Raw genomic sequence first — 18333 nt, 5'->3', positions numbered from 1 at the left:
TGCTCTCTCTTTCAAATTACGTATTATTTCTTAAAAATATCTCTTGCTTGATAGAAATAATCAGCACCAGAGTAAATAGTGAAAATTAAGCAAATATATAAGAAAATTTGTCCGATTGGAACATTGATTGCAGAGAAGAAAATATTATTCATCAATAGGAAAATAATTGCAACCATTTGTGTAGTAGTTTTGATCTTACCAGGCATTTGAGCAGCCATGACTTTACCACCTTGTTCAAGAACAATCGTTCTAAGACCAGTGACAGCTAATTCACGACAAACAATAATTGCAACAACCCAAGCAGGTGCCATTTTGAAACTTACTAAGAAAATAAAAGCTGTCATAACTAACATTTTATCTGCTAAAGTATCAGCAAATTTACCAAAATTAGTTACCAAATGATTTTTACGAGCAATCTTACCATCAGCTAAATCCGTTAATGAGGCTACGATAAAGACAATTGTTGCTAAAACATGATTCATTGGGATCAAATTGTTCAGAACATAAATTTCCCCCAAATCTGACCAACCGAAAGCCAATAGAATAATAAATACCGGAATTAGAATAATTCGAAGCATTGTTAATTTGTTGGGTAAATTCCATACCATTTAAAACATCCTCCAATAATAACTCTTTTTTACAAAATAATGGTGTCCACTCTTATTAGATTAGACACCATTACTTTATTTTTCAACATTAAATGTAAGTGTTTTGACAATCGAACTGCTACTGTCAGTAGTTCCTAAGTCAAGCTTCTTACCATCAATTGTAATTTCTGTATTGTTGATATTACCAGTTTGAATCTTGAAACTAGTAGTATCAGCAGGAACAGTTGTTTCCTTCTTTTCACCTGAACTCAAAGCTTGTTGCCAAGTTGTATTTGAACCTTCAGTAAATTGAATCCAAGCTTGACCACCATTACCAGCTACAACGACTTTTAGGCCACCTGTAGGCATGTTAGTAACAGTATATGTATTGTCTCCTGAAGATTTGACACTAACAGTCTTAGTTGCTGTTTTCTTTTTAGCAGTAGCTTTTTTTGTTGTCTTAGTTGACTTCTTGGCTGTCTTCTTCTTAGTTGTTTGAGTTGTACTATCCTTTGGGATAGTTACACTGGATGCATTTTGATTACGATGAACCATTCCAAAAGCAATTACAGCAATAATAACAATAACAACAATTCCCACAACAATTTGAGGAATATAGTTCCCTAAATTAGAGAAGAAAGAATTTGATTCTTCCTTGATAGAACGTGTCTTTGTCTCTTGTTGAGTTGCTTCTTGTGATGGTTGAGAATTAGGAATATCAGCTTTATATTCCTCTAATAAATCATCACTAGAGATACCAACAGCATCAGAATATTGTTTGATAAATGCTCTAACGTAAAAATCACCAGGAAGATGATCAAATTGACCTTCTTCAATAGCAATTAAATAACGTTTTTGAATTTTGGTGATTTGTTGCAAATCATCAATTGTGTAGCCCTTTTTGATACGTGCATTTCTTAATTTTTGGCCAATTTCGTCCATTTTTTACCACCGATTAACTAATTTTTCTAAGTATAACATAAATTATTATCTAACTACTAACGACCTTATAACAACCAGCCGCCGGCAAAATAAATCGTTTGTCCAGTTAAATAATTTGATTTGATATTGACAAGATAACTGACTAAATCAGCTATTTCATCAGGATTCGCCAACCTATCAGCTGGAATTTCTTCTTTAACATTTTCTAAATCTTCACTAGAAAATTCTTGAGTATTCATTTTAGTATTTACCGCTCCAGGAGCAACTACATTCACCGAGATACCTAGCGAAGCCACTTCCTTAGCATAGGCATCAGCAAAAGAAGACATAGCACCCTTAACCGTGCTATAGACAACCTCCATTGCTGAACCAACTTTCCCATAGATCGAACCAATGAAAACAATTCTTCCATGTTGCGTCTTAGCCAACTTATCTTGAAGTTGTTTCAAAATTAAAATTGGTAATTTGACATGAATATTCCACAAAGAATCAATCTCTGATTCAGAAATATCAACTAACAATTTATAATACGTATTGCCCTGTGCAAAAACGACTGCATCCAGTCCGAAAATCTGTTTTGTCAGATCTTCAACTTTGTCATGTTCCATATCAAATTTAATTGGTATGAAATCTTGTTTTGGATATTTTTCAACGAGTTGCGCTCGCAATTTCTCGATACGTTCAGAATTTTTATTGTAGTGCAGATAAAGAGACCACCCTTTGGCAGCTAAATTCTTAGCACTGCTTGTTCCAATATCTCCTGAACTACCCATGATCAATGCATACATAGCTTACTTCCTATTTGGTAATAAATTATAGTAGGTACAATTTTCATCTTTCAAAAATTGTTCAGAAACTTCTAGTAAGTCATCACGATGAATTGAATTGATCATATGAATTAATTCTAAGTAATCCACATCGTAGAAATACAATTCTGCCATCTGATTAGCAATTGCCTCTGGTGAATTTTGCGCAAATAAGTAAGCACCAATAGCATCACGCTTGATTCGTTCAAATTTAGTGTCCGTTAAAACGGCCTTCAAACTCTCATATGACAAATTTTTTCGAAGATATTCCTGAAATTCTTCAGAATTATTAGTTGACCCACTAATAATGATAAAACAATAGTTGTTTTCTGCAACCACATTATAAGAAAAACTATCATCAATTATTCCTAATCGGTTCATTTCTTGATAATTACTAGAGGATTCACCGATTAAAGTTTCCATCACCATATTCATTTCGAATTGTTTTTTGACTAAATCATAGCCGGACATATCAATATCGATCCTTATACCATAGGCAGATCTGGCCTGACTAATATCCATTTGCTCTTGGCCGCCAGAACCAATTGGAGTTAATTTATTGAAAGTTTTTTCTAATGGTTGACCCAATGTTTGAAAATTAGAATTTTCAACAATATTTTCAATTTTTTCAGGATCAACATCCCCAACAATAACCAAATCCATATTACTTGGACGATAGTTATCTTGATAAGCCTGTAACAAATTTTTGTTGTTGATCAATTGCAATGTGTCATTAGTTCCAGCAATATCTTCGGCTATTGGATCGTTAGGATAAAGCTGAGCTAAAATTCTTTGTTCCAAAACAAACTCTGGCATATCTAAATACATTTGAATTTCCTGATTAATAATTCCACGTTCAGAAGCAACATTTTCTTCAGTAAAATAGGGATTCTGAACCAAATCTAAAAGTGTCTTCAAATTATCATAAGGATTTTCCAATGTCTGAAATAAATAGGCTGTCTTCGTATAACTAGTGTAGGCATTAGAATTAGCACCATATTTAGCAAATTTCTCTGAAACATCATACCCTGGTTTGGCAAACAGCTTGTGTTCAATAAAGTGAGCAATTCCAGCTGGCAAAGTTTTAATGCCTTGCTTGGTGTCAACTGAACCAAAATTAGCCATAACAACACTATAGACTTGATTAAATCCTGGCAAAGGTACAATTTCAATTTCAAATCCATTTGCCAATTTTTTAGTATATTTTTGTAATCTCTCTGTCATCCCTAGTCTCCAATCAATTGATACTGTGCGATTGCATGCATATGTGTAGCTACACTTGCCACATGCTTTTTATCTAGGCTATCTAATTCATCCTCAAATTGTTGATTGGTCAACAAAGTTTTAGGATAAATGGTCTCCCAAATACTACGAATAATATAATACTGAATTGAATCGGTAGATATTTTTCTCCGTGTAAGCATCACTTTTTGAGCATGTTTGATTTGTTCATCTGTAACTTTACCATTCTTAATATAAGCAATTTGATCATTGATCAATCTTAAAGCTTCTTCAATTGACTTTGCATCCAGGCCAGCTTGAATCGTTACCAAATGACTGATTGGTTGATAAGTACTTGAAACTGAATATGCCAAGCTATTTTTCTCACGTACTTGCAAGAAAAGTTGTGATTGATCATCGCCACCTAGAATCAAATTCATGACTTGTGGTGCCAAACGATTGAAATCCTTAGAGACACCTTCGGTTGCATAAGCTAAGCCTATACGACTCTGATTCAAGTGCTTATGTTCTATTTGATTAGCTGGATTCTTAATTAAATTGTCAAAATTACTGAAAGAGATAGTTAAGTCATTGCGATCGTTCTTTAATTTTTCAGCAAAAATACTTTCATTCAAATATTCCAAAAATTCCGTCTCATCAATATTACCAACTACATTAATAATCACTAAATCGTTAGCAATGATATCTTGATATGCCTTTAAAAGCTGATCATTTTTCAATTTCTCTAATTGCTCCACACTACCAAAAATTGGAACCTGACGATTAGGATCATCACGATAAATCAACTTGATCAAGCCGAGCGAACTGACTAAATCTTGATTATCTTGTATTGACAATAAATTAGACATTAAATTACGTTTTTCAGTGGAAAAAGCTTCATTATCAAAATTTGCTCCATCCAAATTAGGTTTGAAAATAATCTCTCCAAGTAAATCTAAATTATCTTTAATTTGAGTCTTTCCATCAATCAAAAATGCAGGATCAGCAAACTCCACACTGAAAGCCAAGTCATTGAAATTCAATAAATTGCGTGTATAAACATTTATCTCTGATCCATAGAGATCCATTTCACGATCATTTATCGCTTGAAAACTAGGATAATCTTTCGTTGAATTTGATAAAACATTTGCCAACAAGCGTCGACTAGTCATTTCATCCTTATTTAATGGACGTAAGAAATCTATTTGAATTTTGATAGTACGGAATTTTTTTATTGGATTAATATTCAAAAAAATATTTTTTGCTAATCTTTTTTTCAATTTTTCACCTGATTTTTTCTAATTGTATCTAACTGTTCCTCGGTAATTAAAACCTTCCTTGGCTTACTACCTTCTGAAGGTCCAACAATACCCTTATCTTCCATTTCATCAACCATCCGAGCAGCACGATTATAACCAATCTGGAATCTTCTTTGTAGCATCGAAACACTAGCAGACTGTTGTTTAACAATCATCTCAACAGCATCATCCCAATATTCATCATTAGGTTTATCATCACTCGTCGAACCACCCTCATCAACGTCCGTTGGAATCATATCTTCATCATAATCAGCCGCTTGCTGACTACTTACAAAGTTAACTACATTTTCAACCTCTGATTCGGAAATATAAGCTCCCTGCAAACGAATTGGTTTGCTCTTCCCAATTGGTTGGAATAACATGTCACCACGTCCTAGAAGCTTCTCAGCCCCAACAGAGTCCAAAATAGTTCTTGAATCGACCCCACTAGAAACAGCAAAAGCAATACGTGATGGAATATTAGCCTTAATCAATCCAGTAATAACATCAACAGATGGACGCTGTGTTGCAATAATAATGTGTAATCCGGCTGCACGAGCCATTTGAGCCAAGCGAACAATTGCCGCTTCAACTTCATGACCAGCAACCATCATTAAGTCAGATAACTCATCAACTATAACGACGATATAAGGCAAGCGTTCCATTTTGTCTTCATCCGTAGCAGTTTTATTGAATTTATCAACATCTGCATTGTATTCACCAATATTACGATGACTAGTTTCTGCAAATAGTTTATAACGGCGTTCCATTTCTTTAACAGCCTTCTGTAAAGCACCTGCAGCCCTTCTAGCATCAGTTACAACAGGAATCAAGAGATGGGGAATTCCGTTATAGACGTTTAACTCAACCATCTTAGGATCAATTAGAATCAATTTGACCTCACTAGGCTTAGCTTTCATTAGAATACCGGTAATAATAGTATTGATAGCTACAGATTTACCACTACCAGTTGACCCAGCAATTAATAAATGGGGCATCTTAGTGATATTGGCTTCAATAATATTACCAGAAACTTCCTTTCCCAACGGAACAATCAATGGATGTGTTTTATCCTTTTGATTCTCAGTTATATCACGAAATGATACTGTCGAAATTGTTTGATTAGGTACTTCAATACCGACAAAAGACTTACCAGGGATCGGAGCTTCAATTCGAATATCTTTGGCTGCAAGCGCTAGAGCTAAATCATCAGCCAAATTAACGATTTTACTTACTTTCACTCCGACAGCTGGTTGAACTTCATACTTAGTAATAGTTGGTCCTAGACTAGCCTTTTTGACCTCAACATCGACGCCAAAACTCTTAAAAGTCTTCTTTAATTTGTCTTTATTGTCATCAATCAATTTCACTTCTGCACTTTGATCAGTCTGTGGAATTTGCTTGAGCAAGTCTGATCCTGGCAATTTATAGTCACTATCGTCAGTATCGACCGCTTTGGAGCTAACTGGTTCTGGCAAATCTTTATCTTTAGTTCCATCAATTCCATAAGGTTTTGAAACAACTTCAGCTGTACTATTAGAAGTCGAATCGGCCAAATTTGGTTTCAACTCCGGTGCCTTAGGCATATCAATATGAAAATCAGAATCATCAGTTGAAGGTTCTGATTCTTTCTTAGCAAAACTATTAACATCTTTAAACTTATTATCATCACGTTCAATTACAGGTTCTGGTTTAACTCGTGATGCTTTTTCTTTTTCAACAGCTTTCTGATCGACATAATCACCGTACTTACCAGTAACAGCATCTTTAATTTTGATAGCTAGATGCTTAAAGTAAACTAGTACATTAGTCGTTACAATTGAGACTTGTTTCATCGTTACATTAAATAACATCAATATTCCAATGAAGATAATCAAAGCAGTTACAAAATATGTTCCAACGGTTGAAAACATTGGCATGAAAAAGCTATATAGATATGAACCAATCATACCGCCACCAACTGAATTATCGACTGATACCTGAGTCATATCAGCTGCCAAAGTATTCCAAGTTACTAAATTATAATTATGGTATAACGACATACTAGAGAAAAATATGCCATGTAAAATAATTAGTGACCCTAAATATACAAACAACAGTCCAAAGTTTCTCTTTGGCGTCATGATGGGAATTCTTCCTGTTGCTATAACGAACGCCGCAACAAAAATACTGATGATCAATAAGACTGGATAACTGTCTCCTACTAACATTCGATATAGATTATCAAACGTTTTACCGACAATTCCAAATTTGAACAAACCTAAAATTGACAATATTATCCAAACTAAACTAATTAATGACCTAATCAGACGCGAATTGTTTGTAGTTGTTTTTCTCTTTCTAGGCTTCGAAGTTGCCTTTTTTCTTGCCATAAATACCTCACACGATTCTATAAATAATCAATTAAAATTATACCTGTTTTGATACTCAAAAAAAACAGCCCGCATGGACTGTTTTTATTTATTAGACTCTTTATTCTTCAAATCCTTCAATGCTTGGTTGGGTTCAATTTCAATATCTTTGTTAAAATTCAACGAGAATCCCCGATTCAATGAGACGCTTGTTACTTGATAAGTCAACGTTTCAATGTATTCAACTACCGGACGTGATAATTGTTGAACATCTTTAGCCTCTAAATCTTGAATTTCACCATGGAAACCAATTGGTTGGACCACTTGACCAATCAAACCGGATACTTTAAATGGTGCATTTTCTGGATGAATTTCGAATGGTACAACCACTTGTAAAATTTTACCTTCATCCTCATTCAATGGTTCACCATTCTCATCCTTGAATTCTGGATGTTCAATATTGATGTTTAATTCTGTCTTTACATCAGCACTTGGTGATTCCACATCGTAATGGAACGATTGAACTTTAACTTCACCTTTATTTATTTTCATATTAATTTACCCCTTGTATTTAAAATAATAACGAGTTCCTTAATAACTTATTTTTAGTCTAACTTATCGTTTTCGTAATGATGACTTAGTTCTAAACCTGCAAAATGTTGTTGACGAACGGCTTCATAAATTACTAAAGCAGCACTATTTGATAAATTAAGTGCTCTAATGTTATCACTCATTGGTATTCTTAAACATTTTTCAGGATTACGACGCATGAAATCTTCTGGAAGACCAGTTGTCTCCTTACCAAATAAGAAATAATGATCTTTCGAAGTATCCGAGAAATCTTGATCACTATAAACTTTATCTGAGAACTTTGTAATCAAGTATAAATACTTATCATCAGGAATGGAATCTAAAAAATCGTTCAAATTGTCATGATAAGTAATATCAACTTTATCCCAATAATCTAACCCTGCACGTTTCATATGTGCATCATCTGTACTAAATCCCAACGGACGAATTAAATGTAGTTTAGTGTTAGTACCGGCGCAAGTTCTAGCAATATTACCAGTATTAGCTGGCATTAATGGTTCATATAAAGCAATGTGATTAGTCATTTATTTCTTCTCCTTCTTTAAACAAAAAAGCGCATACCCTCGGTGAACACCACAGCAAGGACATGCGCTAGTAAAGCCTTATGTTTACTTGCTTTTGTCAAAATCTCTTCTGAGAAAAACAAATAACCGCAAACTCATAGTGTATTATATACGACATGTACGGTCTAGACAACACAAAAATGAATTATTTGTGATTTTCTTGAGATTTTTTTTCATTATCTGGATTCGTTTCTGATTCTGTATCCAGATTTTGAGCATCTTCATCATCATACCAACTGGAATTACGTTTAAACCAATTGAAGAATCGGGTAAAAATAATCTTCAAAATAGCAAAGATTGGAATACCTGCAACCATACCGACCAAACCATACATCCCTGCTGAAACTAGCAAAACCAAAATAGTTGTAACTGGATGCATTTGCATTTTATTACCAACAATTATTGGAGAGATAACACGGGTCTCAACCGTTTGTTCGACTACAAAAACAATCAAAACTTTTAATACCATTGATGGTGCAATAAAAGCCGCAATGACCAGTGAAGGAACTAAAGCTAAAGTCGAACCGATATAAGGAATCAAATTCAAAATTCCAGCTACAATTCCTAAAACTAAAGCATATCTCTGTCCAATAATTAAATAACCGACAAAGAACATCACAGCAACCCAAAATGCTACGGTCAATTGGCCTGTTATATATGAACTCAACGATTGACTGATTTCAGAAAGCATATCGCCTACTGACTTTTTAATACGATTAGGCATCACTTTAACAATTGATTCTTTAAATTTACGATCGTCTTTTAGCATAAAGAACAAAATGAATGGTGCTGTCATAATAATAACAACCACATTCGTTAAAACACTAACAGCAGAACTAATATTATTAACTGTTTGTGGTAAAATCTGATCCATCGATTTTTCAAAGCTCTTTGTGATACTGGCATTTGTCTGTACTAAACGTTGACGTACCATGTGCAACTTAGGATCAGAAAACATATTTTGCAAGCTTTTATTCAATGAATTCCAATATTGTGGCCAATTCTTAACCAATGAATCAATCTGATCTTGAACGAACGGAATCAAGGACATAACGCCCCAAATTAATAGTGCCAAAATAATAATAAAAACAAATGTGATTGAAATGATTCGATTAACATGAAATTTGTTTTCTAAAACATTGATCAACGGATTAATCAAATAATACAATACCAAGGCTAAAATAACCGGTGGCATGGTTATTCCTAAAATTTGATTAAGCGGATCAAAGACAAATTTTATTTTTGAAAAAAAATAGATAATCAAAAATACCAAGAAAACATTAATCAAAATCACCGTCAATTGGTTATTCAAGAACCATTGGTAAAACCAACTTTTTCTTTTTTCCGGCGTTTCTTTCATAAAGTACTCCCCAAAAATTTTCTATTAAGAATATACTATATACTATACAATGTTTGGAGGTTTTTGTAATGTTTGAAAAGGTTCTCTTTAGTGGTTACACAAAAAAAGCTGGTAAAGGTGTTTATTCAGCTGAATTCAATTCCGACAACGGTGAATTATCTACACCTAAAGTCCTAGTTGAATTAAACGGTCCTACATATATTGACGTAACAAACGATTTGAAATTGATTGCTTTAGCTAAAAAAGGTGATCGTGGTGGTATTGTTGTTTACGATATCAACGGTGACGAACCAAAATTATTGGATGAAGACTTCTCGGAAGAAACTTCCCCATCATATGTTAAATTCGATGCTAGTAGTAATTTGATTTTTAGTGCTTATTTCCATTTGAGCAAAGTTAAAATCGATCATTTAACTGACGACGGTAAAATCGAACACTATTCTGAAGTTAAATTTGAAGGTCATGGCCCTCGTGTTGAACAAGATCAATCTAAGCCTCACTTCAGTAGCCTTACACCAGATGGCAAGTTGATCATTTGTGATTATGGTGCTGATCGTATTTATATTTATGATATATCTGATGCTAAGAATCCTAAATTGATGAATAACTATATTGCACCTGCTGGATACGCACCAAGACATTTAGTATTCAATCCAACCAAACCATACGTGTACGTTGCCTGTGAATTATCATCTAAAATTCTAGTTATGGAATATAATGCTGAAACAGCCGGATTGACATTGGTTGATGAAGTTGAAGCTGCTAAAGATGAGCAAAAGAATACTACTGCAGCTATTCGAATTACTAAAGATGGTAAATTCCTTTATGCTTCAACCCGTGGAGCTGACACAATTGCTCTCTTCGGTGTTAATGAAAAAGGTGACCGTCTCAAGAAAATCAATACTACCTCATCAGATGGTAAAGGCCCTCGTGATTTTGATTTAGATCCTTCTGAAAAGTACTTGATCGCAGCTAACCAAGATTCAGATAACATCACTATCTTTAAGAGAAATATGAAAAAAGGAATTTTGACTAGTTTGGAAAATAATATTTCCATTCCTGAGTGTGTATGTGTACACTTTATTTAGTTCCAAATTTAGTCAGGAGAATAATTAATTATTATGTTCATTGAAATCATTAAAACCATTATCCTTGGTATTATCGAAGGTTTTACTGAATTTCTACCTATCAGTTCAACTGGACATTTGTATTTAGCTGATGAATTCGTTAAATTAAACGAACCCACTGCCTTTATCAATATGTTCATGGTAGTTATCCAGTTTGGGGCGATTTTAGCCGTTATCCTCATCTACTTCCACAAATTGAATCCTTTCTCACCTAAGAAAAATAATGTAGAAAAGAAACAAACATGGAGTATTTGGTTTAAAGTTATTGTTGCTATCTTACCTTCCGTAATTATCGGACTTCCATTAAATGACTGGATGGATAAACACCTTACTAGTTGGAAAGTAATTTCAGCCACTTTACTAATTTATGGTATTTTATTCATTGTCGTTGAAAATTGGCTCAAAAATAAAGAACCTCAAACAGCTGATCTGGATAGTCTTTCTTACAAAACTGCCTTTCAAATCGGACTTTTCCAAGTCCTTTCACTAGTTCCTGGTACATCACGTTCCGGTGCAACTATTTTAGGTGGTATGACAGTTGGTACATCTAGATTCGTAGCTACTGAATTCTCTTTCTTCTTAGCTATTCCAACAATGTTTGGTGCTAGTCTTTTGAAAATATTTAAATATTTCAAACATGGTAATACCTTTACTGGTGATCAAACGATAATTCTTCTTGTTGGTACTTTGGTATCATTTATCGTTGCTTATGCCTCAATCAAATTCTTACTTGATTACATTAAACGTAATGATTTCAAGGCCTTTGGTTGGTACAGAATCATCTTAGCTATTATCGTAATTGCTTACTTTGGTTCTAAAGCATTGATGGCTTAATTTCATATGCTAGTTAAATCTCGATCAATTGTATTATAATTGGTCGGGATTTTATTTTTAAAAGAATAAATATAAGAGGAGCTGAGTATTATTTATAAAGAAGTTGCTGTTGAAAATTTCACTAATATTCCTACTGCTGTATTAAAAGGTGCCAATAGAATTGAACTAAACGACAATCTTGCCGTTGGTGGTACTACCCCTAGCTTAGGAGTACTTCAAGAAAGCACAAAATATTTACAAGAAAAATCTATTCCCGTCGTTGAAATGATTCGTCCTCGTGGTGGAGACTTTGTTTATAATGATTTAGAGATCAAAATGATGGAAGCAGATCTCTTTCAGGCTCAAAAATTAGGTGTTGACGGAGTTGCTTTTGGTGCTTTGACTCCTGATGGCGATTTAGATGAAGATGCCATGGAACAACTAATTGCAGGTTCAGCCGGTATGCAAATTGTTTTTCATATGGCATTCGATGCCTTAGCAGAAGATAATAAGAAATCAACTATTAATTGGTTAGTTGATCATGATGTCGACCGAATTCTTACTCATGGTGGCCCGTTGACTACTCCTATTGATCAGACCATCGATAAAATCAAAGAATACGTTGATTATGCTGCTGGTAGAATTACAATTCTACCTGGTGGTGGTGTTAATTATCAAAACTGTGATACTATTGCCGAAAAGCTAGGTGTCAAAGAAGTTCACGGTACTAAGGTTATCGACGGTATTAATAAATAGCTAAAAAAAGCCCAGTGTAACAACCCTGATGGTCGTTATACTGAGCTTTTTTAATACTTATTTTTTGACAGAAACGAATTGCACAGACCAAATTTCTGTGTTCGATTTTTCAAACCTTAACGAAATATTGCATAAATACACCAGCGATGCTGAAGTAAATCAAAACACTGGTCAAATCACTTAATGTTGAAATAAATGGTCCACTCGCTACAGCTGGATCAAATCCAAAGCTAGACATTAACATTGGAATTAAACTTCCAGCTAAGTTAGCTACCGTTATAGCGGCACACATTGCTAAGCCAATAACCATACCTAAAACAAAGTTATGTTTCCAAATACCAACTAATAGGAAGACTGAAACACCTGTAACTAGTCCGGTTACAAAACCAGTGATCAATTCTTTGCCTATCAATTTCAAAAATTCATGACGATTAATTTCTTCAACTGCTAAACGCCTAACAGCCACGGCCAAACTCTGTGTACCCGCGTTACCAGCCGTACCTGTAATAGTTGAAATAAAGACCGCTAAAATACTAGCTTCAGCCAAAAGATTCTCATAGTGATTAATTAAAGTTGCCGTAATCATACTTAACAATAACAGTGTTATCAACCAAGGCAAACGTTTTGAGGCTGCCTTAAACGGGCCATCATTGTTGGCCTCATCCATACTAACACCGGCCAAACCAGAATAGTCTTGTTGAGCTTCATCATCAATAACTTCAATAACATCATCAACCGTAACGATACCAACCATTTTATTTGAATGATCGACTACTGGAACAGCTAAGAACTCATAATCTCTAAAGACTTGAGCTACTTCAGCTTGCTCAGCATCTACATTCACCGTTATAACGTCACTATTCATGTGATCGCCTAAAGTAGCATCATCATCTAACATAATTAAATCACGTAACGACATTACTCCAACTAAATCATTGTGACTATCTAAAATATACAGATAATAAATTGTTTCTGCAGTTTCTGCAAATTGTTTCAAAGCTTTAATAGCTACAGAAGCCGTCTCTTCTTCATGGAATTGAACATAGTCAGTGGTCATAATACCACCAGCTGTTTCAGTATCGTAATGTAACAATCCTCTTAGATTATTAGCATCATTTCGAGGCATTTGTTCCAAGAAACGATCAACATCAACTTTGTCTAAATGTTCCAAAACATCAGCGGCGTTATCATCATACATGTCATTCAACATCTTCGAAGCATAATCCAAATCCATTTCCTTCAATAATTCAGGAATTGCTAGATTATCATCTTCAATGGTATCGAACATATCACCCATTTCATCCGGTTCCAAGATGGAATAAAGCGTAATTCGTTCTTCTTTGTTTAAAGTGAGATAGAACGTACTTTGATCGTAAAAATGCATATCAAGATAGGTTTTTCTAAACCTCTTCTTGTCATCACTATCGAGGTACCGTTTTAACTGTTCAAATTTTTCTTGCAGTCTTTTTTCATTTTCATCCATTTCCCTCACCCCTTAATACACCCTTTAAGATTACCATATCCTGAGGTAAAGGCGCCTTTAAATTTAATAACTCCTTTGTTACTGGATGAACTATTTGTAAATTATAACAGTGTAACGCCTGGCGACGAATTCTAGGATCAATCTTTTGGCTATACATATCATCACCAATAATAGGATGACCACTAGCTGACAAATGAACTCGTATTTGATGAGTTCGACCCGTTAGCAATTTAAGTTCCAACAAGCTGCCATTGCTGTAATTCTCCACCGTTTTATAAACAGTCTGTGACTTCTTACCTGTTTGATGATCAATCGTTCTCTTATAAAAGGCATCTGGATCAATACCAATAGGCAAATCAATTAATCCATTAGCTGGTTGAATATGACCATAAATCATTGCTAAATAAAATTTTTGGAAATCTTCTGTATGAAGAATTTGATCTAGCAATGAATGAGCATAGGATGTCTTAGCAAAGACCATTAGGCCTGAAGTATCACGGTCCAATCGAGTAACTAAATGAATCGTACTATTCTCTTTTTTAGAAATTAAATACCCCTTAACTAAATTAGCCATGGTTTTACTATCACGAGCTTTAGCAGGTAAACTAGCTATCCCTGGTGGCTTGTTGACAACTAATAAATAGTCATCCTCAAAGATCACATCTACTGATCCTGTCATTGGTTTAATCAAATCAGACGGTTCCTCAGCATTAAGAACAATCAACATCTCATCCCCATCATGTAATTGAAAATTGAAATGTCGTTGTTTGTGATTGACAAAAATACGTCCGCCTTTATTTTTCATATTGTGCAATTGACTAGAGGAAAATTTATGTTGCACGAGAAACTTACGGATAGTTTTTTTATCATGAGAATTGACTATAAATTTTAGGAAACGATTATTTTTTTTCATTTTGCGCTAAGAAGGCTGTTTCTACTCTAGTCCAGAAGTGTCTATGACGATATTGGGCAAATTGGGCTCGTTGATAATTAAGTTTAATTGTAATCTTCTTAACATTTTTGAGCTTTGTAGTAATTCCATCACAACTAATAACGTAATCATCAGCTGTCTGTGGATAAAGGTCAACTTGTTGATTGTGAGGAATAATGATTGGTGAAGAAATTGTCCGATAAACACGGTTGTTAATCGAAGCAATTTCAATCATTTGAAAGACACTAATTTTAGGATGAATTAAAGCACCACCAACTGACTTAGAATAAGCAGTCGATCCCGTTGGTGTTGAAAAACAAAGTCCATCCCCACGAAAACTCTCAAAGAATTCTTTATCTAAGTCAACCCGCGTCTTCATAGTTAAAGAGGACAAACGTCTGACAACAGTTTCATTGATTGCTATTCCATGAAAGAGTGAACCTTCTTTATTTTCAACAACAATATCCAAAACCGGATAACTGGTTGAAGGAATATTATCTTGGCATTCAATAATTCGCTTAGCTAATTCATCAATCTCTGTATCCGTCCAATCAGAATAAAAGCCCAAATGACCAGTATGTAAAGCTAAGAATCTCACACTATCCAAATGTGCTGCATAAGCATGAAAGGTACTTAAAAGTGTTCCATCGCCCCCCACACTAATAACTAATTGCGGATTACGACGATCCAAAATCAAACCAGCATTTAACAACTTGCTACGTAATTTATTTGCTGCTTGAACTGATTGTTCTTTATTATTATTATTAATCCATAATTTCATTTTTTATCCTGCTCCGTTGGGCCATTTAAATCCCGTTTTCGATCTGTAAAGTATTGCTGAGCATCTTGAATTTCTTCTCGTATTTTGGACATCTCTTCATCCAACATGAAGGAAGCTTCAGCGGCTCGTTTCAATCGTTCATTGATCTCTTCAGGAAAATCACCTTTGTATTTATAATTTAACGAATGCTCAATTGTTGACCAGAAGTTCATTGCTAAAGTTCTAATTTGGATCTCGGCAAGGATGTTTATCTGTCCATTAGACGTTTGAATTGGATATTCAATTACTACGTGATATGAACGATAACCACTTGGCTTACTGTTAGCAATGTAATCACGTTCCTCAATAACTCGCATATCTTCACGAATATGTAATAATTTAGCCACTTCATAAATATCTTCTACAAATTGACACTGAATTCTTATTCCTGCAATATCTTGCATATCTTGTTCCAATAATTCCTTAGAAATAAATCGGCGACGCATCTTTTCCTTAATGCTATCAACCGTTTTAACACGTCCCGTCACAAATTCAATGGGTGAATGTTCATTCTTTTCAAGAAACTCTTTTCGTAGGTTTCTAAATTTAATTTTTAACTCATCAACTGCCTGTGAATAAGGTATCAAAAATTCATTCCATTTGATTTCTGACATAATAACCTCGCTTTAATATAAATATATCGTAGTTTTGTAAAAGATTCATCTAAATATAAATATTCGAAAATTACAAGAACAAGTTAGCCACTTGTCCAAAAAATAAATACGAAATATATCAGTGCCAGAAAAGTGCATTTCTAAACTCCACAGAAACTAGTGAATAGTTCCCGTGGAGTTTTGTAGTTCAACAACTTTCTAGGCATATCATTGAGCTTTGATTCAATAGAGGATACTAAATCTGGAGCAATAGAATCGAGTGACAGCCCTTTGGGCAAGTCACGACGAATCATTCTATTATGTGCTTCATTGGTTCCTCTTTCTGAGGAAGTATATGGATGTGCAAAATAAACATCTGAAACTCCAGACATAACAGAATCGAGATTAGCAAATTCAGGACCATTATCTGCGGTTATCGAGTTGATAATGTGACCGTAATTATGTTTGATCTCTTCCATAGCGTAATCAACAGAGTCGGCATCTCTACCGTCAATAAGTCGCATTATCTCGAATCTGGATTTACGCTCAATAAGTGTTAAGACTACGCTCTCGTGACCATTTCTCTTACCAACGATAGTATCAATTTCAAAGTCACCAAAATCTTCTCGCAAGTCAACGCTCTCAGGACGTTCCTCGATACTTCTACCCAATAGACGCTTATGTTTCTTCGAAACGTGTAGCTTGGTAGATCTATTCATTTTGTCGGTTAAGTCTATATTACGTATCTCTAAACGTTGTTCATCGATGTACTTATAAAGAGTGGTAGTTGATACCATTTCATCTTTAAAGAATAACCCATCGACACGTGATCTACCTGCGATTATATCTGGAGACCACCCCTGTTTGAACTGTTCTACAAAGTAGCTTAGGAATTGTTTAACTCGATTAAACTTAGAAGGTCGATGACACTGCTTACGCAGCGTGTCATAACGTAATTGAGCGGTATCAGGGTAATAATCATTAGAGAAATATTGTTTCCCATTAACCTTTTTAACCTGTCTTACGGTCCCTCTGCGGATCTCATTATTAATAGTTTGAGGGCAAACGCCAACGGCGTGAGCAATCTTACGATTTGAGAATCCCAAAAGGTGAAGCGAAGCTATTTCACCACGTTCAATTTCAGTTAAATGGTGTCCCTTAGGTCGTATTATGGTATCATTTTCTTGCATCAAGACGAAAAACCTCTTTCATTGTTTGTGTAGGAACTCCAATGATACCTGATTTTTTCGTCTTGGTGTTTTTATTTTGAGCTTTTATTGAAAGTGGCTAACTTGATTATAAAATTCGCCAAATATAAATATTACCAATCTTTGAGTTTAAAATTTTACCTTTTTTAAAAATGTTGGTAGAATGACATTGCAATAGAGATGGAGGGAAACATAATGTGGGAAGTATTTATATATATTAATCCATTATGTTCGTATTGTTTAAAAGTGGAACAAGCAATTATTGACTTCACTAGAAAACACGATATTGATACACAATATCATTTTGTGACGAACTATAATATGGCAACAATTAACGATTATGTTCAATTAAAAGGTTTCAAGATTACCGACATTAAGGAACGTACCTGTGCATCTCAAGATGTAATTGAAGCTGCAAAACTATACAAAGCAGCATCCTGTCAGGGTAACAAAAAAGCACGTAACTTTTTAATGAATCTTCAAGAACAAGTAAATATTTTGAATAATCCCTTTGATGATAACACTATCAGACGTGTAATTAACAATAGTGGGCTTGATTACAAATCCATTATGACTGACAAAGAAAGTCAATGTGTCAGTCAAGGTCTAAAACGTGATCAACAACTATCAATGGAAATGCATATTCAAAAGGCTCCAACAGCTGTAATCTTTGATTGTTATGACGATGAAAAACCGGGTGTGATGATCAATAATTTCGGAGAATCTACTTCTCAGGAAAATATCACTAATAACATTAATATCATGTTGGAACGAGAACTTCCACAAGACGTTGCCAGTAACGTTTCTTCATCTGGAACAGTTATCAGTTTAGATAGATTTAGAAAATAGCTCTACAAACGAATATAGCTACTAGAGATCCTAA

The 18333-nt window shown here is 34.5% G+C and carries 18 protein-coding genes; 4 read left to right on the top strand and 14 right to left on the bottom strand.

Going from position 1 to position 18333, the window contains the following annotated elements; translation table 11 throughout:
• Nucleotides 1-23: 23 nt before the first annotated feature.
• The 9 genes from pgsA to ACI6PB_RS03535 form a co-directional block, all read right to left on the bottom strand.
• Complete coding sequence (pgsA, locus tag ACI6PB_RS03575; RefSeq protein ID WP_025084603.1) at nucleotides 24-608, bottom strand: CDP-diacylglycerol--glycerol-3-phosphate 3-phosphatidyltransferase; 585 nt, start codon at nucleotides 606-608, stop codon at nucleotides 24-26.
• 75 nt (nucleotides 609-683) lie between these two features.
• Entirely contained in the window at nucleotides 684-1529 is an 846-nt protein-coding gene (locus tag ACI6PB_RS03570) for a RodZ domain-containing protein (RefSeq protein ID WP_025084604.1), read from the bottom strand.
• 65 nt (nucleotides 1530-1594) lie between these two features.
• Nucleotides 1595-2317: an elongation factor P 5-aminopentanone reductase gene (gene ymfI, locus ACI6PB_RS03565; protein WP_309511150.1), complete on the bottom strand. Its 723-nt coding sequence runs from the start codon at nucleotides 2315-2317 to the stop codon at nucleotides 1595-1597.
• Nucleotides 2318-2320: 3 nt separating this feature from the next.
• Entirely contained in the window at nucleotides 2321-3559 is a 1239-nt protein-coding gene (gene yfmH, locus ACI6PB_RS03560; protein WP_025084606.1) for an EF-P 5-aminopentanol modification-associated protein YfmH, read from the bottom strand.
• 2 nt (nucleotides 3560-3561) lie between these two features.
• On the bottom strand, nucleotides 3562-4836 hold the full coding sequence (yfmF, locus tag ACI6PB_RS03555) for an EF-P 5-aminopentanol modification-associated protein YfmF (RefSeq protein ID WP_404327778.1): 1275 nt from the start codon (nucleotides 4834-4836) through the stop codon (nucleotides 3562-3564).
• Complete coding sequence (locus tag ACI6PB_RS03550; protein ID WP_404279708.1) at nucleotides 4833-7226, bottom strand: DNA translocase FtsK; 2394 nt, start codon at nucleotides 7224-7226, stop codon at nucleotides 4833-4835. The genes yfmF and ACI6PB_RS03550 overlap by 4 nt, the downstream gene beginning before the upstream one ends.
• A gap of 84 nt (nucleotides 7227-7310) precedes the next feature.
• Complete coding sequence (locus ACI6PB_RS03545; protein WP_404327777.1) at nucleotides 7311-7757, bottom strand: DUF1149 family protein; 447 nt, start codon at nucleotides 7755-7757, stop codon at nucleotides 7311-7313.
• 53 nt (nucleotides 7758-7810) lie between these two features.
• Nucleotides 7811-8320 (bottom strand): tRNA (uridine(34)/cytosine(34)/5-carboxymethylaminomethyluridine(34)-2'-O)-methyltransferase TrmL, encoded by a 510-nt coding sequence (gene trmL, locus ACI6PB_RS03540; protein ID WP_025084609.1) that lies wholly within the window; start codon nucleotides 8318-8320, stop codon nucleotides 7811-7813.
• Between the two features lie 184 nt (nucleotides 8321-8504).
• Nucleotides 8505-9719 (bottom strand): AI-2E family transporter, encoded by a 1215-nt coding sequence (locus ACI6PB_RS03535; protein ID WP_025084610.1) that lies wholly within the window; start codon nucleotides 9717-9719, stop codon nucleotides 8505-8507.
• Between the two features lie 68 nt (nucleotides 9720-9787).
• On the opposite strand from ACI6PB_RS03535, the gene ACI6PB_RS03530 reads away from it, so the two are divergent.
• The 3 genes from ACI6PB_RS03530 to ACI6PB_RS03520 all read left to right on the top strand — a co-directional run bounded on the left by ACI6PB_RS03530 (nucleotide 9788) and on the right by ACI6PB_RS03520 (nucleotide 12415).
• Nucleotides 9788-10807, top strand: coding sequence for a lactonase family protein (locus ACI6PB_RS03530; protein WP_404327776.1), 1020 nt, complete (start codon nucleotides 9788-9790; stop codon nucleotides 10805-10807).
• Between the two features lie 33 nt (nucleotides 10808-10840).
• On the top strand, nucleotides 10841-11680 hold the full coding sequence (locus ACI6PB_RS03525; protein ID WP_404327775.1) for an undecaprenyl-diphosphate phosphatase: 840 nt from the start codon (nucleotides 10841-10843) through the stop codon (nucleotides 11678-11680).
• A gap of 90 nt (nucleotides 11681-11770) precedes the next feature.
• Nucleotides 11771-12415, top strand: coding sequence for a copper homeostasis protein CutC (locus ACI6PB_RS03520; protein ID WP_404327960.1), 645 nt, complete (start codon nucleotides 11771-11773; stop codon nucleotides 12413-12415).
• A 109-nt stretch (nucleotides 12416-12524) separates the two neighbouring features.
• On the opposite strand, the gene mgtE is transcribed toward ACI6PB_RS03520, so the two are convergent.
• The 5 genes from mgtE to ACI6PB_RS03495 all read right to left on the bottom strand — a co-directional run bounded on the left by mgtE (nucleotide 12525) and on the right by ACI6PB_RS03495 (nucleotide 17432).
• Nucleotides 12525-13898: a magnesium transporter gene (gene mgtE, locus ACI6PB_RS03515; protein WP_404327774.1), complete on the bottom strand. Its 1374-nt coding sequence runs from the start codon at nucleotides 13896-13898 to the stop codon at nucleotides 12525-12527.
• On the bottom strand, nucleotides 13891-14811 hold the full coding sequence (locus ACI6PB_RS03510) for an RluA family pseudouridine synthase (RefSeq protein WP_404327773.1): 921 nt from the start codon (nucleotides 14809-14811) through the stop codon (nucleotides 13891-13893). Before ACI6PB_RS03510 ends, mgtE begins: the two co-directional genes overlap by 8 nt.
• The gene (locus tag ACI6PB_RS03505; protein WP_025084616.1) at nucleotides 14798-15610 is read right to left on the bottom strand and encodes an NAD kinase; all 813 of its coding nucleotides are present in this window, start codon (nucleotides 15608-15610) and stop codon (nucleotides 14798-14800) included. The genes ACI6PB_RS03510 and ACI6PB_RS03505 overlap by 14 nt, the downstream gene beginning before the upstream one ends.
• Nucleotides 15607-16263, bottom strand: a complete 657-nt coding sequence (locus ACI6PB_RS03500; RefSeq protein ID WP_025084617.1) for a GTP pyrophosphokinase family protein — start codon at nucleotides 16261-16263, stop codon at nucleotides 15607-15609. Before ACI6PB_RS03500 ends, ACI6PB_RS03505 begins: the two co-directional genes overlap by 4 nt.
• Before the next feature lie 140 nt (nucleotides 16264-16403).
• A complete protein-coding gene (locus tag ACI6PB_RS03495; protein ID WP_041501690.1) occupies nucleotides 16404-17432 on the bottom strand; it encodes an IS30 family transposase in 1029 nt (342 codons plus the stop codon).
• 213 nt (nucleotides 17433-17645) lie between these two features.
• Here ACI6PB_RS03495 and ACI6PB_RS03490 point away from each other — a divergent pair, with 213 nt between their 5' ends.
• The gene (locus ACI6PB_RS03490) at nucleotides 17646-18299 is read left to right on the top strand and encodes a DsbA family protein (protein ID WP_404351110.1); all 654 of its coding nucleotides are present in this window, start codon (nucleotides 17646-17648) and stop codon (nucleotides 18297-18299) included.
• Nucleotides 18300-18333: the final 34 nt, after the last annotated feature.

The organism is Companilactobacillus paralimentarius (genome assembly GCF_963227125.1).
In the GTDB taxonomy this organism is placed as follows: domain Bacteria; phylum Bacillota; class Bacilli; order Lactobacillales; family Lactobacillaceae; genus Companilactobacillus; species Companilactobacillus paralimentarius.
This window is presented reverse-complemented; position numbering and strand designations above follow the sequence as displayed.

What these genes read in the sequence shown, in the direction of transcription:
- pgsA (WP_025084603.1), bottom strand. Translation starts at nt 608, where the DNA reads ATGGTATGGAATTTACCCAACAAATTAACAATGCTTCGAATTATTCTA.
- ACI6PB_RS03570 (WP_025084604.1), bottom strand. Translation starts at nt 1,529, where the DNA reads ATGGACGAAATTGGCCAAAAATTAAGAAATGCACGTATCAAAAAGGGC.
- ymfI (WP_309511150.1), bottom strand. Translation starts at nt 2,317, where the DNA reads ATGTATGCATTGATCATGGGTAGTTCAGGAGATATTGGAACAAGCAGT.
- yfmH (WP_025084606.1), bottom strand. Translation starts at nt 3,559, where the DNA reads ATGACAGAGAGATTACAAAAATATACTAAAAAATTGGCAAATGGATTT.
- ACI6PB_RS03550 (WP_404279708.1), bottom strand. Translation starts at nt 7,226, where the DNA reads ATGGCAAGAAAAAAGGCAACTTCGAAGCCTAGAAAGAGAAAAACAACT.
- ACI6PB_RS03545 (WP_404327777.1), bottom strand. Translation starts at nt 7,757, where the DNA reads ATGAAAATAAATAAAGGTGAAGTTAAAGTTCAATCGTTCCATTACGAT.
- trmL (WP_025084609.1), bottom strand. Translation starts at nt 8,320, where the DNA reads ATGACTAATCACATTGCTTTATATGAACCATTAATGCCAGCTAATACT.
- ACI6PB_RS03535 (WP_025084610.1), bottom strand. Translation starts at nt 9,719, where the DNA reads ATGAAAGAAACGCCGGAAAAAAGAAAAAGTTGGTTTTACCAATGGTTC.
- ACI6PB_RS03530 (WP_404327776.1), top strand. Translation starts at nt 9,788, where the DNA reads ATGTTTGAAAAGGTTCTCTTTAGTGGTTACACAAAAAAAGCTGGTAAA.
- ACI6PB_RS03525 (WP_404327775.1), top strand. Translation starts at nt 10,841, where the DNA reads ATGTTCATTGAAATCATTAAAACCATTATCCTTGGTATTATCGAAGGT.
- mgtE (WP_404327774.1), bottom strand. Translation starts at nt 13,898, where the DNA reads ATGGATGAAAATGAAAAAAGACTGCAAGAAAAATTTGAACAGTTAAAA.
- ACI6PB_RS03510 (WP_404327773.1), bottom strand. Translation starts at nt 14,811, where the DNA reads ATGAAAAAAAATAATCGTTTCCTAAAATTTATAGTCAATTCTCATGAT.
- ACI6PB_RS03505 (WP_025084616.1), bottom strand. Translation starts at nt 15,610, where the DNA reads ATGAAATTATGGATTAATAATAATAATAAAGAACAATCAGTTCAAGCA.
- ACI6PB_RS03500 (WP_025084617.1), bottom strand. Translation starts at nt 16,263, where the DNA reads ATGTCAGAAATCAAATGGAATGAATTTTTGATACCTTATTCACAGGCA.
- ACI6PB_RS03495 (WP_041501690.1), bottom strand. Translation starts at nt 17,432, where the DNA reads ATGCAAGAAAATGATACCATAATACGACCTAAGGGACACCATTTAACT.
- ACI6PB_RS03490 (WP_404351110.1), top strand. Translation starts at nt 17,646, where the DNA reads ATGTGGGAAGTATTTATATATATTAATCCATTATGTTCGTATTGTTTA.